Annotated in this window: 14 protein-coding genes; 4 read left to right on the forward strand and 10 right to left on the reverse strand. The window is 67.1% G+C overall.

What is annotated here, in order from left to right; genetic code table 11:
• Nucleotides 1-3: 3 nt before the first annotated feature.
• The 6 genes from ACI48I_RS17290 to ACI48I_RS17315 form a co-directional block, all read right to left on the reverse strand.
• Nucleotides 4-2,721 (reverse strand): bifunctional diguanylate cyclase/phosphodiesterase, encoded by a 2,718-nt coding sequence (locus ACI48I_RS17290; protein ID WP_498574901.1) that lies wholly within the window; start codon nt 2,719-2,721, stop codon nt 4-6.
• Nucleotides 2,722-2,879: 158 nt separating this feature from the next.
• A complete protein-coding gene (locus ACI48I_RS17295) occupies nt 2,880-3,836 on the reverse strand; it encodes a GGDEF domain-containing protein (protein ID WP_193685962.1) in 957 nt (318 codons plus the stop codon).
• 81 nt (nt 3,837-3,917) lie between these two features.
• Entirely contained in the window at nt 3,918-5,363 is a 1,446-nt protein-coding gene (locus ACI48I_RS17300) for an NAD-dependent succinate-semialdehyde dehydrogenase (RefSeq protein WP_498574902.1), read from the reverse strand.
• A 106-nt stretch (nt 5,364-5,469) separates the two neighbouring features.
• Nucleotides 5,470-5,907 (reverse strand): DoxX family protein, encoded by a 438-nt coding sequence (locus ACI48I_RS17305; protein WP_498574903.1) that lies wholly within the window; start codon nt 5,905-5,907, stop codon nt 5,470-5,472.
• A gap of 41 nt (nt 5,908-5,948) precedes the next feature.
• Nucleotides 5,949-6,734: a dioxygenase family protein gene (locus ACI48I_RS17310; RefSeq protein ID WP_498574904.1), complete on the reverse strand. Its 786-nt coding sequence runs from the start codon at nt 6,732-6,734 to the stop codon at nt 5,949-5,951.
• A 195-nt stretch (nt 6,735-6,929) separates the two neighbouring features.
• Entirely contained in the window at nt 6,930-7,826 is an 897-nt protein-coding gene (locus tag ACI48I_RS17315) for a LysR family transcriptional regulator (protein ID WP_498574905.1), read from the reverse strand.
• Between the two features lie 185 nt (nt 7,827-8,011).
• Here ACI48I_RS17315 and ACI48I_RS17320 point away from each other — a divergent pair, with 185 nt between their 5' ends.
• Nucleotides 8,012-9,607, forward strand: coding sequence for an EAL domain-containing protein (locus tag ACI48I_RS17320; protein ID WP_498574906.1), 1,596 nt, complete (start codon nt 8,012-8,014; stop codon nt 9,605-9,607).
• A gap of 21 nt (nt 9,608-9,628) precedes the next feature.
• On the opposite strand, the gene ACI48I_RS17325 is transcribed toward ACI48I_RS17320, so the two are convergent.
• Both ACI48I_RS17325 and ACI48I_RS17330 read right to left on the reverse strand, forming a co-directional pair.
• Nucleotides 9,629-11,836, reverse strand: a complete 2,208-nt coding sequence (locus ACI48I_RS17325) for an NADP-dependent malic enzyme (protein WP_498574907.1) — start codon at nt 11,834-11,836, stop codon at nt 9,629-9,631.
• Between the two features lie 169 nt (nt 11,837-12,005).
• The gene (locus tag ACI48I_RS17330; RefSeq protein WP_498574908.1) at nt 12,006-12,833 is read right to left on the reverse strand and encodes a 3-oxoadipate:acetyl-CoA acetyltransferase; all 828 of its coding nucleotides are present in this window, start codon (nt 12,831-12,833) and stop codon (nt 12,006-12,008) included.
• A 226-nt stretch (nt 12,834-13,059) separates the two neighbouring features.
• Here ACI48I_RS17330 and ACI48I_RS17335 point away from each other — a divergent pair, with 226 nt between their 5' ends.
• On the forward strand, nt 13,060-13,200 hold the full coding sequence (locus ACI48I_RS17335; protein WP_193685970.1) for a hypothetical protein: 141 nt from the start codon (nt 13,060-13,062) through the stop codon (nt 13,198-13,200).
• A 22-nt stretch (nt 13,201-13,222) separates the two neighbouring features.
• On the opposite strand, the gene ACI48I_RS17340 is transcribed toward ACI48I_RS17335, so the two are convergent.
• Nucleotides 13,223-14,101 (reverse strand): sugar phosphate isomerase/epimerase family protein, encoded by an 879-nt coding sequence (locus tag ACI48I_RS17340; protein WP_498574909.1) that lies wholly within the window; start codon nt 14,099-14,101, stop codon nt 13,223-13,225.
• Nucleotides 14,098-14,991: a 4-hydroxyphenylpyruvate dioxygenase gene (locus ACI48I_RS17345; protein ID WP_193685972.1), complete on the reverse strand. Its 894-nt coding sequence runs from the start codon at nt 14,989-14,991 to the stop codon at nt 14,098-14,100. Before ACI48I_RS17345 ends, ACI48I_RS17340 begins: the two co-directional genes overlap by 4 nt.
• Before the next feature lie 339 nt (nt 14,992-15,330).
• Between ACI48I_RS17345 and ACI48I_RS17350 the strand changes: the two genes are divergently transcribed.
• Complete coding sequence (locus tag ACI48I_RS17350) at nt 15,331-16,455, forward strand: porin (RefSeq protein ID WP_193689078.1); 1,125 nt, start codon at nt 15,331-15,333, stop codon at nt 16,453-16,455.
• Nucleotides 16,456-16,515: 60 nt separating this feature from the next.
• Nucleotides 16,516-17,925: an MFS transporter gene (locus tag ACI48I_RS17355; protein ID WP_498574910.1), complete on the forward strand. Its 1,410-nt coding sequence runs from the start codon at nt 16,516-16,518 to the stop codon at nt 17,923-17,925.
• Nucleotides 17,926-17,997 lie beyond the last annotated feature (72 nt).

The following is a 17,997-nucleotide window of genomic DNA, read 5'->3' on the forward strand; positions in this document are numbered from 1 at the left end:
GCCTCAAGGCGACTCAGACCGGGGAACCGGCGACAAACGCCGGGTTCCGGCCCGGCAAGCCGCAAGAAACTGCGCAACGAAGTGATCGGGGCTGACGGGCGGCGACAGCAGGAATCCCTGCATTTCCTGGCAACCTTCGGCCCGCAGGAATTCCAGCTGCTCCTGGGTTTCGACCCCTTCGGCGATGACTTCGAGCTTCAGGTTGGCCGCCATCGCCAGGATCGCGCGCACGATGGCGCAATCGTCGGCGTTGTGCGGGATGTCGCGCACGAAGCTCTGGTCGATCTTCAGGCGGTCGACCGGCATCTGCTTCAGGTAGGACAGCGACGAGTAGCCGGTGCCGAAGTCGTCCACAGCCAGCTCGACGCCCATGGCCTTGAGCTGATGGAGCTTGTCGAGCGCGTCGAGGATGTCGGAGACGACGGCGCCTTCGGTGATCTCCAGTTCGAGCAGATGCGCCGGCAGGCCGGATACGGCGAGCGCGTGCCTGACCTGGTCGGCGAAATCCGCCTGGTGCAGCTGGACCACGGAGACGTTGACGGCCATGCGCAGGTGCAGCCCGGCCGCGCGCCAGTCCGCCGCCTGGCAGCAAGCCGCCGTCAGCACCCAATTGCCGAGGCCGACGATGAAGCCGCTTTCCTCGGCCATGCGGATGAACTCCTGGGGCGGCACCATGCCCACGCCGGGCCGGTTCCAGCGCAGCAGCGCTTCGGCGCCGACAATGCCGCCGTCCGCCAGCGAGCGCTGGGGCTGATATTCCAGGCGGAACTCTTCGTGTTCGATGGCATGCCGCAGGGCGGTTTCCATGTCCAGCCGGTGTTCGACCTGGCGCGCCATCGAGCTGTCGAAGAATTGCCAGCCGTTGCGCCCGGCTGCCTTGACCCGGTACAGGGCGGTGTCGGCATTGCGCATCAGGGTCTGGCAATCGCGCCCATCCTGGGGCGACAGGGCAAGGCCCATGCTGACGGTGAGATACAGCTTGCGCCCGTCGATCGGGATCGCCCGCTCGAGCGCGGCCTGGATCCGTTCGGCGAGCTGTTCCACCTTCAGCCCGACGCGGTCTACATCCTCGACGACGATGGCGAATTCGTCTTCGCCCATCCGGGCCAGCATGTCGCCCGGATCGAGGCAGTCCTTCAGCCGCTGCGCGACGTGAACCAGCACCTCGTCGCCCAGGTCGTGGCTGAGGCTATTGTTGACGGTACTGAAGTTGTCGACGTCGACCAGGACTACTGCCGTCACCGAGCGGTTGTGCCGGGCCAGCACCAGGGCGTGTTCGAGATGGTCGGCCAGGGCGCGCCGGCTCGGCAGCCGGGTCAGGGGATCGACGTGGATCGCCTCGAACAGCTGCAGCTCGGATTCCTTGTGGGCCGTGATGTCGGTCGTGACCCCGCGCACGTGCAGTCCTCCTGCGGGACTGTCGGCCAACATGATATTGCTCCGAAGCCAAATGTCCCTGCCGTCCGGCGCCAGGATGTGGTGCTCGATCGGCTTCATGAGCCGCGGGCCGCCGAGGTTCAGCATGGGCTCGGACCGCTTGCCGTCGGGCGTGGTACACAGGCGCTCGCGCCAGAACTGCGGCTCCGCCATCCATTGTTCGGCCGGATAACCGGAAATGGCGGCGGCGTTGCCGCTGACGTAAGTGAAGCGGAAATCCGGCAGCGCCGCCTCCCACACGATGCCGTCGATGCCGTCGACCAGTTCCTGGAAACGGCGGCGCGCGGTGTCCAGCTCCTGGTTGCGCCTGGCCAGGCCGCCCTGGACCGCTTCGAGGTCGGCCAGCCGCAGCCACAGGAAGCGCAGCAGGGCCAGCAGCATCACCGTCGACAGCGCGCCGAGGCCGGCGAACTGCAGGCTGCGCGTCACCCAGGGTTGCAGCACTTCGTCGCGCCCGATGCTGGCTACCGCGACGATCGGCGACTGCGCCAGGCTCGCATAGCCGACCACGCGCGCGGAGCCGTCGATGGTGCTGCGCTCGGTTTCGTAGACGCCGACGGGCGCATGGCCGAGCACGCGGAAGGGCCAGGTGCTGGCCAGGTTGCGGTCCATCACGCCGGCGGACAGCGGCGTTTCCGTGATGACCCAGCCGTCGCGCCGTACCAGGACCAGGCGGCTGCTCTCGCCGAGGCGCAGGCTGCGGTAGAAGCGGTCGAAGTAGGCCATGTCGACCCCGAAGTTGACGATCATCTTCAGGGAGCCGTCCGGATTGTCGATCCGGCGTGCCACCGGGACCACCCACCTGGCGTTGGAACGCGACCGGACCGAACGCGACAGGTACATGCCGCGCTCGCGGTGCGTGCTCAGCCAGGCGTAGTAATCGCGGTCGCGTCCATCGGCCGGAACGGATGGGTAGGCGTAGGCGCTGGCGCGTATCTCGCCGTCGGGCGCCATGACGCCGGCGCTGCCGGCCACCGGGGAATCGCCGCCGGCCGCGACCAGGATGTCGTGCAGCGCGCGCTCGTCCGCCGGCACGGGCGCCAGACCGCGCCGCTCGATCTCGGCCATCGCCACGCGCAGCCGGGTATCGGCCTCGCCGAAAGTGCGCATCGCATGCTCGTGCAGCGTGGCGGCGATGTTGCGCATGTCCGACTCGGCCTGTGTGATGGTCGAGCGGTAATCCTGCACGATGGCTGTCCCTGCCGACACGGCGTACAGTCCCGGCAGGGCAATCGAGAGCGCGATCAGGCCACGTCGCAGCTTGCGAGCAGAACGCAGCACCATGTTGACTTTCCCCGGACAGGGTTGTAGGGGAATTCATCATACATCCAGTCTCTGGCGCTTCACATGCCTGTTCGGCCTGGAAAGCAACGGTGACCGGCCGAAGCACGACGCCGGTCCCGGCCGGCGCTCAGCATCGCAGCGACACGGCGGGCCTGCCTTTACTGCGTGCCCGCCACCGCCACCCGGTCGCGCCCGCCGCGCTTGGCCGCATACAAGGCCTGGTCGGCCGCCTCGATCAGGCTCGCCGCCTCGTTCAGCCCATCCTTGCCGAAGGCGGCCACGCCGATGCTGAGCGTGACGTGGTCCTTCACCGCCGCCGGCGCATGCGCCAGCGCGCGCGCGGCGATATCCAGGCGGATCGCCTCGGCCACGCCGGCCGCCTGCGCCAGCGTGGTATCGGGCAGGATGGCCACGAACTCCTCGCCGCCGTAGCGCGCAGCCACGTCGGCCGGACGCTTGAGCATGCCGGCCAGCGCCTGCGCCACCGTGATCAGGCAGGCGTCGCCCTGCTGGTGGCCGAAATGGTCGTTGTAGGCCTTGAAGGAATCGATGTCCATCAGCAGCAGCGAAAGCGCGCCGCCGTTTCTGTGGGCGCGGCGCAGTTCGCGTTCCAGCGTCATGTCGAAGTAGCGCCGGTTGTGGATGCCGGTCAGGCCGTCGACATAGGACCGGGCGCGCAGGGATTCGGCGTGTTCGAGCAGGTGGCGCTCGCGGTCGACGGTGCCGCTGACGTCGCGGATCTCGATCAGGCAGAGCTGCTCGTCGCCCTCCCTGAAGGGCGTCACCGCGATCGCCTGCTCGATGCGGGTGCCGTCGAAGCTGCCCGCTTCGCGCAGCGGAAACGGCGTGCGGCCCTCGAGGTTCGACACCTTGCGGGTACTGCCGTCGCCCGGCCCGGCCAGCACGGCTGCTTCCACACGCGAGCCGCGCAGTTCGGGAAAGACCGCGAACAGCGATTGCTCGCGCACGCGCGCGGCGGAGCGGCCGGAGCGGCTCACCATCCAGCGGTTCCAGAGCACGATGCGATGTTCGGCGTCGAGCACGATCACGCCGCAGTCGAGGAGGTTGAGGGCGCTTGCGGCGAGATCGAAACTGGTGTCGGTCGGATTCATCATGCCGACAGTGTAATGCTATTGCGTCAATGCAAAAAGGCCACCGGGGTGAGCCGGTGGCCTTTTTTTTGTAGCCTGGCGCGCTTAGATGCCGACCATCGACACCGCCTTGGTGTTCAGATAGCCTTCCATCGCTTCCGGACCGCCTTCGGTGCCGTAGCCCGAATCCTTGATGCCGCCAAACGGCAGCTCGGCGCTCGGCGTAGCCGGCTGGTTAATCCACAGCATGCCGACCTCGACCCGGTTCATCAGCAGCTGGGCGTTCTTGATCGAGCGCGTGAAGGCATAACCGGCCAGGCCGTAAGGCAGGCGGTTCGCCTCGCTGATCGCGTCTTCCAGGCTGTCGAAGCCGCGGATGCCCGCGATCGGACCGAAGGGCTCGTCGTTGAAGATGCTCGCTTCCAAAGGCACGTCGGACAGGATGGTCGGCGCGAAGAAGTTGCCGGTCTCGCCGATCCGCTTGCCGCCCGACGCCAGGGTCGCGCCGTGCTTCTGCGCGTCCTCGACCACCTTCGCCATCGCCGTCAGGCGGCGCGCGTTGGCCAGCGGGCCGAGGGTCGTCCCTTCGACCAGGCCGTCGCCCAGCTTCAGGCCTTCGGCGTGCTTCACGAAAGCGCGCGTAAACTCTTCCTTGATCGCGTTGTGCACCAGGAAGCGGGTCGGCGAGATGCAGACCTGGCCCGCGTTGCGGAACTTGGCGCCGCCGGCGGCTTTCACGGCCAGCGCGACGTCCGCGTCTTCGGCGACGATCACCGGCGCATGGCCGCCCAGCTCCATCGTCACGCGCTTCATGTGCAGGCCGGCCAGGCTGGCCAGCTGCTTGCCGACCGGGGTCGAGCCGGTGAAGGTGACCTTGCGGATGACCGGATGCGGGATCAGGTAGCCGGAGATTTCGGCCGGGTCGCCGAACACGAGGCCGACCACGCCCGGCGGGATGCCGGCGTTCACGAAACACTGCAGCAGCGCGGCGGGCGAAGCCGGGGTCTCTTCCGGCGCCTTGCACAGGAAGGAGCAGCCGGTCGCCAGCGCGGCGCCGAGTTTGCGGACGATCTGGTTGATCGGGAAGTTCCAGGGCGTGAAGGCGGCGACCGGGCCGACCGGTTCCTTCAGCACCAGCTGCTGGGCAGCCGGATTGCGCGATGGGACGATGCGGCCGTACACGCGCATGCCTTCGGCCGCGAACCAGTCGATGATCTCGGCGCCGGCCAGGGCTTCGCCCTTGGCTTCGGCGAGCGGCTTGCCCTGCTCCTGGGTCAGCAGGCGGGCGATGTCGCCGGCGCGTTCGCGCAGCAGCTGGGCGGCGCGGCGCATGACGGCGGCGCGCTCGGCGGCAGGCACGGCGCGCCAGGTCTCGAAGCCTTTCTGCGCCGCGGCCAGGGCGCGATCGAGGTCGGCGATCGAGGCATGGGCGACATTGCCGATCGGCTGGCCGGTGGCCGGGTTCACGACGGGAATGGTCTTGCCGCCGGTGGCCTCACACCATTCGTTGGCGATGAGGAGGCGGGTGTCGGGATAGCTGGACGTCGTCATGGGCATCAGGTCCTGTGTTTGGTTGAGAACATGATCATACCCTGTGCGCGCACGCCTTGCAGGCCCCGGCCGGCTCACGCCGGTCCGGGCATCTTTCCACGGGTTTTCAGTTGAAGCGGCCGTTGATGCCGCCCAGGCTGTAGCGGCCCGCGCCCAGCAGGGCCACCGCCAGCGCGCCCGCCAGGTACATGGCCTGCAGTTCGAGCGCCCAGCCGCCGGTCGCGCCCATCGTGAAGAACTGGCTGGTGTGCGCCAGCAGCAGCGCCACGACCATGTTGAAGGCGACGACCAGGGCCGCCGGACGGGTGGACACGCCCGCCAGGATCAGCAGCGGGGCGACCACTTCGCCGATATAGACCCCGTAGGCGAAAACGGACGGCAGCCCGGCCTTTTCCACCATGCCGACGATGGGGCCGATGCCGCCGCTCAGCTTCGAGAAGCCGTGGAACAGCAGCAGGATGGCGAGCACGGCACGCAGGAGCAGCTTGCCGGTATCTTCGCTCGAACGCAGGGTGTCGGCGGTGGCGGTAGTCGTGGTTTGCATGATTGTTCCTTTTTGTGTGCGGTTGACGTGGAAAGTACTACTCAGCTGAAAGCGTAGGCGTCCATTGCAAGGATGCCGTGTTCGAAGCTCGCGTGCACTTGTGTCGCGTGCGCGCCCTCCCCGGCCGCCCCCATGGCGACGAACAGGGGCAGCAGGTGCTCGTCGGTCGGGTGGTTCTCGGCCGCATAGGGGGCGACGCGGCGGTAGTCGAGCAGCGCGGCGCGGTCGTCGGCTTCCAGGCGCGCCTGCATCCAGGCGCCGAATTCGCTGACCCATCCCGGCACCGGCGCGTCGACGCCCTGCCCGCGGAATTCGTAGAGGTTGTGCGTCAGCGAACCCGAGGCGAGGATCAGCACGCCCTCTTCGCGCAGCGCCGCCAGCGCCCGGCCGATCACCTCGTGCTGCGCCGGGCTGGCGCCGCGCACGATCGACAGCTGGGCCACGGGGATGTCGGCCTCAGGATACATCAGGCGCAGCGGCACCCAGGCGCCGTGGTCGAGGCCGCGCGTGCTGCTGCGGCCGACCGCAATGCCCGCCGCTTCGAGCAGCGCCGCGGCGCGTTCGGCGGCCTCGGGCGCGCCCTGCGCCGGATACTGCATCTCGAACAGTGCGCGCGGAAAGCCGCCGAAGTCGTGGATGGTCTCCGGCTGCTGCGCCAGGCTCACGGCCGGGGCGCCGGCAGTTTCCCAGTGCGCCGAGACGACCAGGATCGCCCGCGGCCGCGGCAGCGCCTGGCCCAGCTGCTGCAGGAAGCGGCGTGCCGGGCTGTCCTGCAAGGCCAGCATGGGGGAGCCGTGCGAAACGAACAGGGTGGGAAGGGGTGGCATGATGTGTCCTCTTAATCTGGGCGGCGGATGCCGCGTCAACATGGAATCATCTTAATTGCGTGCTCCTGTGAGATAAATACGCGCGCCCATACAACACTGTCTCTCGATCCGGAACAATCATTGCCATGTTACCGCCGAGGTAACGTACGGTGGGCTCCCGAGCCCACCCTACGGTAACTCAAGGTGCCCCGGCATTTAGTCCCACGCCGGATCGGCAAACGCCTCCACCAGAAAATCGATCAGCAAGCGCACTTTCGGCGACACGAACTTGCGCGACGGGTAGACGGCATAGATCCCCAGTTCCAGCGAGCGGTAGCCGGCCAACGTCTCGCGCAGGGTCCCCTCGGCCAGGTCCGGCCCGACGATGAAGGTCGGCTGCAGGATGAGGCCCCCGTCCTGCAGCGCGGCGGCGCGGCAGGTGTCGCCGCTGTTGGTGCGCACCCGCGGCAGCACCCGCACCGTTTCCTCGCCCCCGGGTCCGGTAAAACTCCAGTTCTCGCCGGACGAGAACAGGCTGTACGAAATGACCTCGTGCGCCGGCAAGTCGGCTGGGCGCGCCGGTTCGCCGCGGCGCGCCAGGTAGGCGGGCGAGGCGCACAGGACCAGGCGCGTGGAGGCGAGCTTGCGGCTGATGAGCGTGGATGCGGGAAGCTGGCCGATGCGCACGGCGACGTCGAAGCCCTCCTCGACCAGGTCGACCACGCGGTCGGACAGGCTGATGTCGAGCGCCAGTTTCGGGTGCCGCGCCATGAAGGCCGGCCACAGGGGCGCCAGGTGCATCAGGCCGAAGCTGACCGGGACGTTCACTTTCAGCAGCCCGCTCGCCTCGCCGCTGCGCGAGGTGATCTCGGCCTCGGCCTCGAGCAGGTTGTCGAGCAGCTCGCGGCAGCGCACCTGGAAGATGGCGCCTTCGCTCGTCGGCGAGAGCTTGCGCGTGGTCCGGTGCAGCAGGCGCACGCCGAGGCGTTCTTCCAGCTCGGCCACGTAGCGCGACACCGCCGCCTTCGACATGTCGAGCACGTCGGCCGCTGCGGTGAAGCTGCCCGACTCGACCACGGCCGAGAATACTTTCATTTCGAGGAAGCGGTCCATTGTCCTTGTCTTTGCAATAGTCCCGTCCATTCTACGCCGATTACCTCGCCGTTCGAAGCAGGCGGCGCGCCGCGCATCGGCCAGGCGCGCGCCATGCCAAACGGGTCGGGCAGCCGTTATACTGCCTGATCGGGCTTGTGTGCAGCAGCCGGGAAGGACCGTCCGCTGTGCCATTGGGGAACAGCATGCGCGGACGCATCGGGTTGGCCTTGACGGTACTGGCAGCGCTGGCCGCGCTGGCGGCGCCGCCGTGGCTTGCGCTGCGCGAGGCGCGCCACCAGGCCTACGAAGCCGAATCCGACCAGGTGCAGCGCTACGCGCTCGACGTGCTGCGCCGCATGGACGGTACCACGCAGCAGGTCAACAAGGCCTTTCGCGCGCTCGAGCAGTCCCGGCTCGCGCCCTGCTCTCCGGCGTCCCTGGACCTGATGCGCCAGATCGACCTCGGCTCGAGCTATCTGCAGGCGGTCGGCTACGTCCGCGATGACGCGATCGTCTGCTCCTCGATGGGCGGCGCGCCGCTCGCGCTGGGCAAGGGAGCCTTCGAGTCGTCGACGGGGTTCATCTTTTATCCCAACGTGCCGGGCAACCTGCCGGGCCAGCCGCCGCTGATGGCGGCGCGGCGCGGGCAGCTGGCGGCCCTGGTCCACCGCGACCTGCCGATCGACGCCTGGACCGATACGCCCGGCGTGTCGCTGGGCGTCCTGCACGGCGAGGAACGCCGCGTCTGGATCGCGCGCGGCCCGATCGATCCGGCCTGGCTCGCGCACCTGGGGCAAGGCGACACGGTCACTTTCGCGGACCCGGGCCACGTGGTGTCGGTCCTGCGCTCGCGCCAATCGCAATTCATCGCCGTCGCCGCCGCGCCCATCGCCGAACTCGACCGGCGCAGCGCCGACATCGCGCGACGGATGGTCCCGGCCGGCGCGATCGGAGGACTGATCGTGGCGCTGGCGATCCTGCTGCTTGCGCGGCGCCAGCTGTCGATGGAGGGCGCCTTGCGCAATGCCTTGCGCCGCGACGAATTCTTCGTGTGCTACCAGCCCATCGTGCGCCTGCAGACCGGCGAATGGGTGAGCGCCGAGGCCCTGGTGCGCTGGCGCCGCGCCGACGGCACCCTGGTCGGTCCGGACCTGTTCATTCCGGTCGCCGAACAGTCGAAACTGGTGACCAGGATCACCGAACGCGTGTTGCGCCTGGTCGCCCGCGACGCCGGCCATTTCCTGTCGACCCATCCGGCCTTCCACGTCGCGCTCAACCTGGCGGCCGAGGATATCCACTCGACCGACATCGTGGGTCACCTGAGAACCATGCTGGCGCGCTGCGGCGCCCTGCCGTCGAACCTGATCGTGGAAATCACCGAGCGCGGCTTCCTGGACCTGGAATCGGCCCGCGACACCATCGGGGCCTTGCGCGGAAACGGCATCGAGGTGGCGATCGACGACTTCGGTACCGGCTACTCCAGCCTGTCCTACCTCGAATCGCTCGATCTCGATTTCCTGAAGATCGACCGTTCCTTCATCGAAGCCATCGGCACCGATGCGCCGATCAGCCTGGTCGTCGGCCACATCATCGCCATGGCCCGTTCGATGGGCCTGCGCATGATCGCCGAAGGGATCGAAAGCGAGGCCCAGGCCGATTTCCTGCGCGAGCGCGGGGTCGAGTATGCGCAGGGCTTCCTGTTCGGCAGGCCGATGCCTTTTGCCGAGCTGATGCAGCGCTTCAAGGAACGCGAGCACGCAGCCCTGGTGCGCATGGCCGGCGCCGGCGCCGGACCGTGAGGGCGGCGCCGGCCGCTTCGCTCAGCCCTCGCGCACGCCCGCTGCCGCCAGCGCCGTCATGTTGACGATGCGGCGCACCGTCGCGCTCGGGCTCAGGATGTGCACCGGCTTCGCCGCGCCCAGCAGGATCGGGCCCACGGTGACGCCCTTGCCGGCCGCGACCTTCAGCACGTTGAACAGGATGTTGGCGGCGTCCAGCGAAGGCGTGACCAGCAGGTTGGCGCTGCCGGCGAAACCGTTTTCGACGTGATACAGGTCGCGGATTTCCTGCGACAGCGCGGCGTCGCCATGGACTTCGCCGACCACGGCGAGATCCGGCGCGCTTTGCGCCAGCAAGGCGCGCGCTTCGCGCATGCGGCGCGCCGACGGACGCTCGGACGAGCCTTGCGAGGAATGCGACAGCAGCGCGACCTTCGGCTCCAGGCCGAACTGGCGCAGTTCGGCGGCCGCCATGCGCGTGATCGCGGCCAGCTCCGGGGCGCTCGGCTGATCGTTGACATAGGTGTCGGCGATGAACAGCGTCAGCTTGTCGAGCACCAGCGCATTCATCGCGGCCATGACTTCCGCGCCGGGCGCGAGGCCGATCTCGTTCTGGACGTGCGTCAGGTGGCTGTCGTAATGACCGGTCATGCCGCAGATCAGGGCATCGACCTGGCCCGACTTCAGAAGGCGCGTGCCCTGCAGCGTCGTGTCGCCCTCGGCCGCGACCAGCTCGTAGTCGGCGCCCTGCTTCAGGCGCAGGCCGGCTTCCTGGATGGCGCGTGCGATGGCGGCGCCGTCGCCGATCAGCACCGGGCGCGCCAGGCCTTCGTCGACCACGGTCTGCACCGCGCGCAGCACGCGGCGCTCGGTCGCCTCGGCATAGGCCACACGGCGGCTCTTCGCGCGGGCCTGGGCGAACACCGGCTTCATGAAGAAACCGGTGTGGTAGATCATCTGGCCCAGCTTTTCGCGGTAGGCATCCATGTCGGCGATCGGACGCGACGCGACGCCGGAGGCGGCCGCCGCTTCGGCCACTTTCGGCGCGATTGCGGCCAGCAGGCGCGGATCGAAAGGCTTCGGGATGATGTAGTCGGGACCGAAGGAGAGGTCTTGTCCCTCGTAGGCCGAGGCGACGACGTCGCTCGCTTCGGCTTCGGCCAGCTCGGCGATCGCGGTGACGCAGGCCAGCTTCATCTCGTCGGTGATGCGCGTGGCGCCGCAGTCGAGGGCGCCGCGGAAGATGTAGGGGAAGCACAGGACGTTGTTGACCTGGTTCGGATAGTCCGAACGGCCGGTCGCGATGATGCAGTCCGGACGCGCGGCTTTCGCCACTTCCGGACGGATCTCCGGCTCCGGATTGGCCAGCGCCAGGATCACCGGTTGATCGGCCATGGTTTTCACCATCTCGCCGGTGAGGACGCCCGCGGTCGAGCAGCCGAGGAAGACGTCGGCGCCGTTCACGATGTCGGCCAGCGTACGCGCGCCCGTCTCTTGCGCATAGCGCGCCTTGTTCGCTTCCATGTTGGCGTCGCGGCCGGCATAGATGACGCCCTTGGAGTCGGTGACATAGATATTCTCGCGCTTGACTCCCAGGATCACCATCATGTCGAGGCAGGCGATCGCCGCCGCGCCGGCGCCGGAGGCCACCAGCTTGATCTGGCCGATGTCCTTGCCGACCACCTTCAGGGCATTGAGCAGGGCCGCGCTCGAGATGATCGCGGTGCCGTGCTGGTCGTCGTGGAAGACCGGGATGTTCATGCGCTCGCGCAGCTTCTTCTCGATGTAGAAGCACTCCGGCGCCTTGATGTCTTCCAGGTTGATGCCGCCCACGGTGGGTTCCAGCATCGCGATCGCTTCGATCAGTTTATCCGGGTCGTTCTCGGCCAGTTCCAGGTCGAATACGTCGACCCCGGCGAACTGCTTGAACAGGCAGCCTTTGCCTTCCATCACCGGCTTCGAGGCCAGCGGACCGATGTTGCCGAGACCCAGCACCGCAGTGCCGTTCGAGATCACGGCCACGAGATTGGCGCGCGAGGTGTACTCGGCCGCCATCGCCGGGTCGGCCGCGATCTCTTCGCAGGCATAGGCCACGCCCGGCGAATACGCCAGCGACAGGTCGCGCTGGTTCGACAGCGGTTTCGTTGCCACCACCTCGATCTTGCCGCGCGTCGGGCTGCGGTGGTATTCGAGGGCGTCGGCGCGCAGTTGGGCGTCGTTGGTTTCGTTGAGGCTGCTTTCAGTGCTCATATTGTTTGGCGTAAAGGAAGTTGGAAGGCAGAGGGCAAGGCCCGGGGATGGTCAATCGTACACGACATCGGGGCGCCTTGCCGAGGTCCGGGCCGCCGGCGTCGACGGGCTACCCGGCGCGCATGCAGGGCCGGGGGAAGCCGCCCCGGCAGCTCGAACGGCCGGCCGCTCAGGCCGGCAAGCCGAGCCTGGCACGCGCCTCGGCAGGCGTCGCCGGACGCGCACCGTAGGCCGCGCACAGGTCGGCAGCGACCCGGACCAGCTCCGCATTGCTCGTGGCCAGGCGCTCGCGGTCGATGCGGATGTTGTCCTCCAGCCCGGTGCGTACCGCATCGCCCTTGCGCTTGAGGACCCACTCGATCACGTCGTTCTGGTGGCGGCCGATGCCGGCAGCGGTCCAGGTGGCGTTCGGCGCCACGCGTTTCAGCACCGAGAGCAGGAGATCGAGCAGGTACTCGGCCACCGGCAACGCATTCTTGATGCCCATGACGAACTGGACATGCGGCCGGTCGTTGATCAGGCCCGCGTCCATCAGCCGCCGCATGCCATACAGATGCGAGAGGTCGAAGATCTCGATCTCCGGCAGGATCGCGTGCTGCTTCATGGTCGCCGCCAGCTGGTCGACCAGGGCCGGGGCGTTCTCGTAAATGATGCTCGGAAAATTGACGGTACCGGTCGCCAGCGATGCCATGTCCGGCCTGTGGTGCAGCGCGGCGCCCCGGGCGGCCTGGTCGCGCCCGCGGCCGCCGGTCGAAAACTGGACGATCATGCCCGGACAATGTTTGCGTATGCCCTCCAGGACGCTGGCAAACAGCGCCGGATCGGATGAGGAACTCTCGTCCGGATTGCGCACGTGCAGGTGCACGAGGCTGGCGCCCGCTTCATAGGCTTCGTGGGTCGACTCGATTTGTTCGGCAACGGTGACCGGTACCGCCGGATTGTCTTTCTTGCGCGGTACCGAGCCGGTGATGGCGACGGCGATGATCACGGGATCCATGTTCGTTCCTTGGTCTGGTCAGGTTAACGATCGTATAACGCAGAAAATGGACAAAGGGGGCGGGCAGCGGCAAAGTGTGCGCCATGCGCCCGCAACCTGGCTCGCCCGATGCAGGCAGAAATTACCCACGATAATGTCTGAGATGCGGAATCAAAATTGGATGAATGACTCCCGCAGGCGTACAGTCGCGCTATCGATCACGCGACCAACGCACGGGAACCCCATCATGCACACTGCCACCATTACTTCTGTTTCGAACAAGACCGACACCCCCCTGCGCCGCAAGGCGCGCATCCTGCTGGCCGAAATTTTCTACGCACTCTCGCTCTCGAACCGCGCCTACTACCAGGGCCTGAACCGGTTCTGAATCCCGGTGCCCGACACGGGTTTTACAAGGTCCGTCCCGCATAGGCACGGACTTGCAGGCTGCGCCGCAGCACCTGGTCGGTAATCCATTTCGCCGCCATCAAGGCGCGCCCGCAGACGATATCGGGCGGCAGCTGCAGGTAGTCGTCGTTGACGACCTCCAGGCTGTAGCTGCCGCGGTAGCCGCCGCGGTCCAGCCGCCGCAGGATGCTCGACAGCTCAGCCGAGTGGCAGCCCTCGCCGGGGAAGACGCGCAAATGCCCGGCCGTCTCGATCCGCTCATCCAGGCTGCCCAGGTCGCGCCACATGAAATCCGACAGCTGGACCAGCGCGATTTTTTCCGAAGGCATGTCTTCCAGTCCTTCCAGCTCGTCGCCGCCGGCCAGCATGTGGAAGGAATCGAGCACGACGCCGAGATTGGCGTGCGCCGCCATGTCGACCACTTCCCACGCCTGTTCCCAGGCCCGCACATGGCGGCCCCAGGACAGCGCTTCATAGCCGATCCGCACCCCCAGCGGCACCGCCGAATTGGCCAGCTTGGCCAGGTCGCGGGCGATCCGGTCGAGCTCGCCGCTGGCGTGGCTCGAGGTGCTGGAAGCGACGACCAGGATGCCCGCCCCCACCGCCTTGCACACGCGCAGCAGGTGGCGGGCGATATCGAGCTTGTACGCGTGCAGGCCGTCGTCGAGGCCCTCGTAGTCGCGCATGACCTGGATTCCGGTCACGCGCAGCCCGCTTTGCCGGACCAAGCGTATCGCGTCCTCGAGTCCGCCCGGGTGCTCGACCAGGTCGCGCGCCCAGAGCATGATCTGCGAAAAACCGGCCGCCCGGCAGGCCGCCAGCTTCGACCCCAGCGGCCCGGCCAGCGTGATGCTGTCCAGGCCAAAATTCGTCAGGTTCATCGCGCCTCCGCGGCCGGCGCACGCTCGCTGACCACCAGTTCGAAGCTGACGCCTCCCTTGTACAGCCGGGTCAGGGCGCCCCTGGCGTGCGGCTGGGGCGGGTCGCGTTCGATGAAGACGATGCCGCGCTCCTCCAGCAGGCGCACGGCGGCGGCGACATCCGGCACGCCGAAACCGACCCGCACCAGCTGCTCTTCCCATTGCAGGCCGCCGGCCCCGGGCGGCGGCTCGATCAGCTGCAGGTAGAAGCTGCGGCAAGGACTGGCGAGCAGCGTCCCCTTCTGTACGACGCCGAAAAACTGGCCCTCGGGCAGCGCTTCGAAATGCATCAGCTGGCGGTAGAAATCGCACCACTCCGGCTGGCGCCCCTCGTCGATCGACTGCACCACACCGAAGAAATGCATGCCGGCCAGCGCAGGCGGCTGTTGCGGCGCGCCCGGGATCGGCTTGAAGTCGACGTCGTAGATGGAAAAGTCGCCGACCCGGTCGACGAAATACAGGATCGAATCGCCTGCGCCATGCACGCCCGGGATGTTCAGCTCCATGACGCCGGCCCGCGTCTGGATCGGCCAGGCGCCCATCTCGATGGCGTGTCGGTAGGCGACGTCGGCATCGCGCACCCTCAGGGCAATGGCGCTGATCACGGTCGTGGGCATGTCCTCGCGCGCCGACGAGGGCAGCGCGCGCTTGTCTGCGTTGACGACGATGTTCATGTCGCCCTGGCGGTACAGGGTCACTTCGCGCGAACGGTGGCGCGCGGTCGCGACAAAGCCCAGCTGTTCGATCAGGGCGCCGAAGGCTTGCGGCTGGGTCGTGGCGTATTCGATGAACTCGAGGCCGGCGATTCCAAGCGGGTTCTCGTTGGCGGCATTCTTGTCGGTATGGGTCATGCACTTGTCTCCGATGCATCAGCTGTCAAATCATAACGCGTTTCGCAGGTCCGGCAGCTTTCGTTCGCCGCCGCGGCGCAGGCTTGACCGAACCCTGCAACCGGCGCCGCTGCCCGAACTTCCACCCGCCACGCATAGTCTCCCGTATTGGGTTTGCCGTCGCGGGATCGGGCCGTGCCAATTATGAACTCAATGGGCGACTAGCGCACACATATTCGATTATCGCCCAACCTGTCCGTGATTTTTGTTCTAACATTTTCACATCGCACAACCATAACCCGGGGCGATGCGGGTGGCACACAGAAGGCCGCTCCGGACATACTCAACGATGGAGACATGATGAAAACCAGAATCGCAGGCGCCCTGGCCCTGCTTGCCTCGACAGGCATGGCCCAGGCCCAATCCGCCCTCACGATTTACGGCGATGTCGACGAATACCTCGGCTATATCCACAGCAGCAACGGCGAGCACATTACTGGCCTGAACGACGGCGCCATCCTGCGCACCCGCCTCGGCGTGCGCGGCAGCGAGGCGCTGGGCCAGGGCTACGAGGTCAAGTACAACCTCGAGATGGGCATCGGCGCCGACACCGGCACCCAGGCCGACAGCTCGCGCCTGTTCGACCGCCAGGCCTGGGTCGGCATGAACACGCCGGCCGGGGAAGTGCGCGTGGGCCGTCAGAATACCGAGATCTTCCTCACCGGCGGCCCCATCGACTACACGGAACGCACCACCTTCGGTTCCGTGATCAACACCTTCGGCGTCCCTTCGCGCTACGACAACGATATCTCGTACCGCACGCCGCGCGTCGCCGGCCTGATGCTGTCGCTGCACTATGCACTGCCGGAAAACGGCGGCGCCACGCGCGGCAACCGGCCGGTCTACCAGGCGGCGCTCGATTACGAGAAGGGTCCGTTCCGGCTCGGTTATGCCGGCCTGCAGGCGACCCCGAACCGGCTGACGGCCACCGTCCCCGACAAGGTCAGCTACCAGCACCTGTATGCCAACTACAAATACGATGCCGGCACCGTCTACCTGGCTTTTGTCCGCAGCAACAACTCGACCGGGAATGCCAACGGGCGCAACGCCGCCACCATCCTGAGCAATGTCGGCTCGCCGAACAATTATTTCGCCGGCACCGATCCGAATGCCGGGCGCTACTACAATATCTGGCAGATCTCGGCCGATTACCGTGTCACGCCGGCCCTGCGCGTCGGGGCGCTGTATGGCGTCATGCACGATACCTCGGGTGGCGACGCCGGCGCGCGCGGCGCCAACGCCGGCGCTTATTACGCGATGTCGAAGCGCACCACCCTGTACAGCTTCCTCAGCTACCTGAAAAACGAAGCAAACGCGGGCTTCCGCTTCAGCAGCTCGGCCGCCCCCTCGGCCAACCTGGCGGGGGACGCGATCAACGGCAGGAGGCTGACCGGCCTGCAGCTCGGCATCCTCCATCGTTTCTGAGCGCCTTTCCCAATCGCTTCAGGCATACAGTCCAACACTTTGCACGAACCAGGAGACACCATGGCTACCACGCTAAACGAGACTGCGCACGACCGCAGCCAGACCAAGAAGGCGACACTGAGCGGCTGGATCGGCTCGGTGCTCGAGTACTACGATTTCTTCATCTACGCCACCGCGGCCTCGCTGATCTTCCCGCAGATCTTCTTCCCGAAGGGCGATCCGAAGACCGCCATCATCGCTTCGCTGGCCACCTATGGCGTGGGCTATGTCGCGCGCCCGATCGGCGCCTTCGTCCTCGGCCACTGGGGCGACACCCGGGGCCGGAAACATGTGCTCGTCGTGTGCATGTTCCTGATGGGCTTTTCGACCATGGCCGTCGGCCTGCTGCCGACCTACCAGCAAGTGGGCATGCTGGCGCCCACCCTGCTCGTCATCATGCGCCTGATCCAGGGCTTCGCCGTCGCCGGCGAGATCTCCGGCGCCAGTTCGATGATCCTCGAGCATGCGCCCTTCGGACGGCGCGGCTACTTCGCCAGCTTCACACTGCAGGGCGTGCAGTTCGGCCAGATCCTGGCGGCCGCCGTGTTCCTGCCGCTGGCGCACTACATGCCCGAGGATGATTTCAATTCCTGGGGCTGGCGCATTCCTTTCCTGCTCAGCTTCGCGGTCATCGTCGTCGGCTACATGATCCGCCGTAACGTCGAGGAAACCCCGGCCTTCGAGCAGGAAAGCGTCGACGGCAAGGTTCCGAAGGCGCCGATGCTGCAGGCCGTGCAGGAAAGCTGGCGCGACATGCTGCGCGTCGTCTGCATGGCGCTGATGAACGTGATCCCGGTGGTGGCGACGATTTTCGGCGCCGCCTATGCGGTCCAGCCGGGCTACGGCATCGGCTTCTCGAAAGACGTCTACCTGTGGATTCCGGTGATCGGCAATATCGTGGCCGTGCTCGTCATTCCTTTTGTCGGCAACCTGTCGGACAAGATCGGCCGCAAGCCGCCGATCATCGTCGGCGCGATCGGCTCGGGCCTGCTCTCCTTCGGCTACCTGTACGCCATCAGCATCGACAACGTCCCGCTGGCGGTCGTGATGTCGGTACTGATGTGGGGCATCGTGTACCAGGGGTATAACGCCGTCTTCCCGAGCTTCTATCCGGAGCTGTTCCCGACCCGCACCCGCGTCTCGGCGATGGCGATCTCGCAGAACCTGGGAACCCTGGTCACGGCGATGCTGCCGGCAGTCTTCGCCGCCGTGGCGCCTCCGGGCGCGCGCGACATCCCGACCACGGTCGGCACCCTGGCGTTGATCGTGACGGCGATTGCCGCGCTGGCCGCGCTGAGCGCCCGCGAAACCCACCGCATCCGCATGGAAGACCTGGGCAAGCGGGACGCCGTGCCGGTCGACAAGGAAGAGTACAAGCACCTGCGCGAACAGAGCGTGCACGGCGGAAGCGGGGTCAAGGCCGCCGCCTAAGCGCCTCCAGCGTATCCGGGGTCCGGCAGTCGGCTTGCTGTACTGCCCGGCAAGGTGCGGGATAGCCGCAGC

The sequence above is a fragment of the Massilia sp. LXY-5 genome (assembly GCF_059801075.1).

Coding starts and splice junctions, on each gene's coding strand:
- ACI48I_RS17290 (WP_498574901.1), bottom strand. CDS start 2,721: ATGGTGCTGCGTTCTGCTCGCAAGCTGCGACGTGGCCTGATCGCGCTC.
- ACI48I_RS17345 (WP_193685972.1), bottom strand. CDS start 14,991: ATGACCCATACCGACAAGAATGCCGCCAACGAGAACCCGCTTGGAATC.
- ACI48I_RS17355 (WP_498574910.1), top strand. CDS start 16,516: ATGGCTACCACGCTAAACGAGACTGCGCACGACCGCAGCCAGACCAAG.
- ACI48I_RS17310 (WP_498574904.1), bottom strand. CDS start 6,734: ATGCCACCCCTTCCCACCCTGTTCGTTTCGCACGGCTCCCCCATGCTG.
- ACI48I_RS17315 (WP_498574905.1), bottom strand. CDS start 7,826: ATGGACCGCTTCCTCGAAATGAAAGTATTCTCGGCCGTGGTCGAGTCG.
- ACI48I_RS17295 (WP_193685962.1), bottom strand. CDS start 3,836: ATGATGAATCCGACCGACACCAGTTTCGATCTCGCCGCAAGCGCCCTC.
- ACI48I_RS17320 (WP_498574906.1), top strand. CDS start 8,012: ATGCGCGGACGCATCGGGTTGGCCTTGACGGTACTGGCAGCGCTGGCC.
- ACI48I_RS17350 (WP_193689078.1), top strand. CDS start 15,331: ATGAAAACCAGAATCGCAGGCGCCCTGGCCCTGCTTGCCTCGACAGGC.
- ACI48I_RS17340 (WP_498574909.1), bottom strand. CDS start 14,101: ATGAACCTGACGAATTTTGGCCTGGACAGCATCACGCTGGCCGGGCCG.
- ACI48I_RS17325 (WP_498574907.1), bottom strand. CDS start 11,836: ATGAGCACTGAAAGCAGCCTCAACGAAACCAACGACGCCCAACTGCGC.
- ACI48I_RS17330 (WP_498574908.1), bottom strand. CDS start 12,833: ATGGATCCCGTGATCATCGCCGTCGCCATCACCGGCTCGGTACCGCGC.
- ACI48I_RS17305 (WP_498574903.1), bottom strand. CDS start 5,907: ATGCAAACCACGACTACCGCCACCGCCGACACCCTGCGTTCGAGCGAA.
- ACI48I_RS17300 (WP_498574902.1), bottom strand. CDS start 5,363: ATGACGACGTCCAGCTATCCCGACACCCGCCTCCTCATCGCCAACGAA.
- ACI48I_RS17335 (WP_193685970.1), top strand. CDS start 13,060: ATGCACACTGCCACCATTACTTCTGTTTCGAACAAGACCGACACCCCC.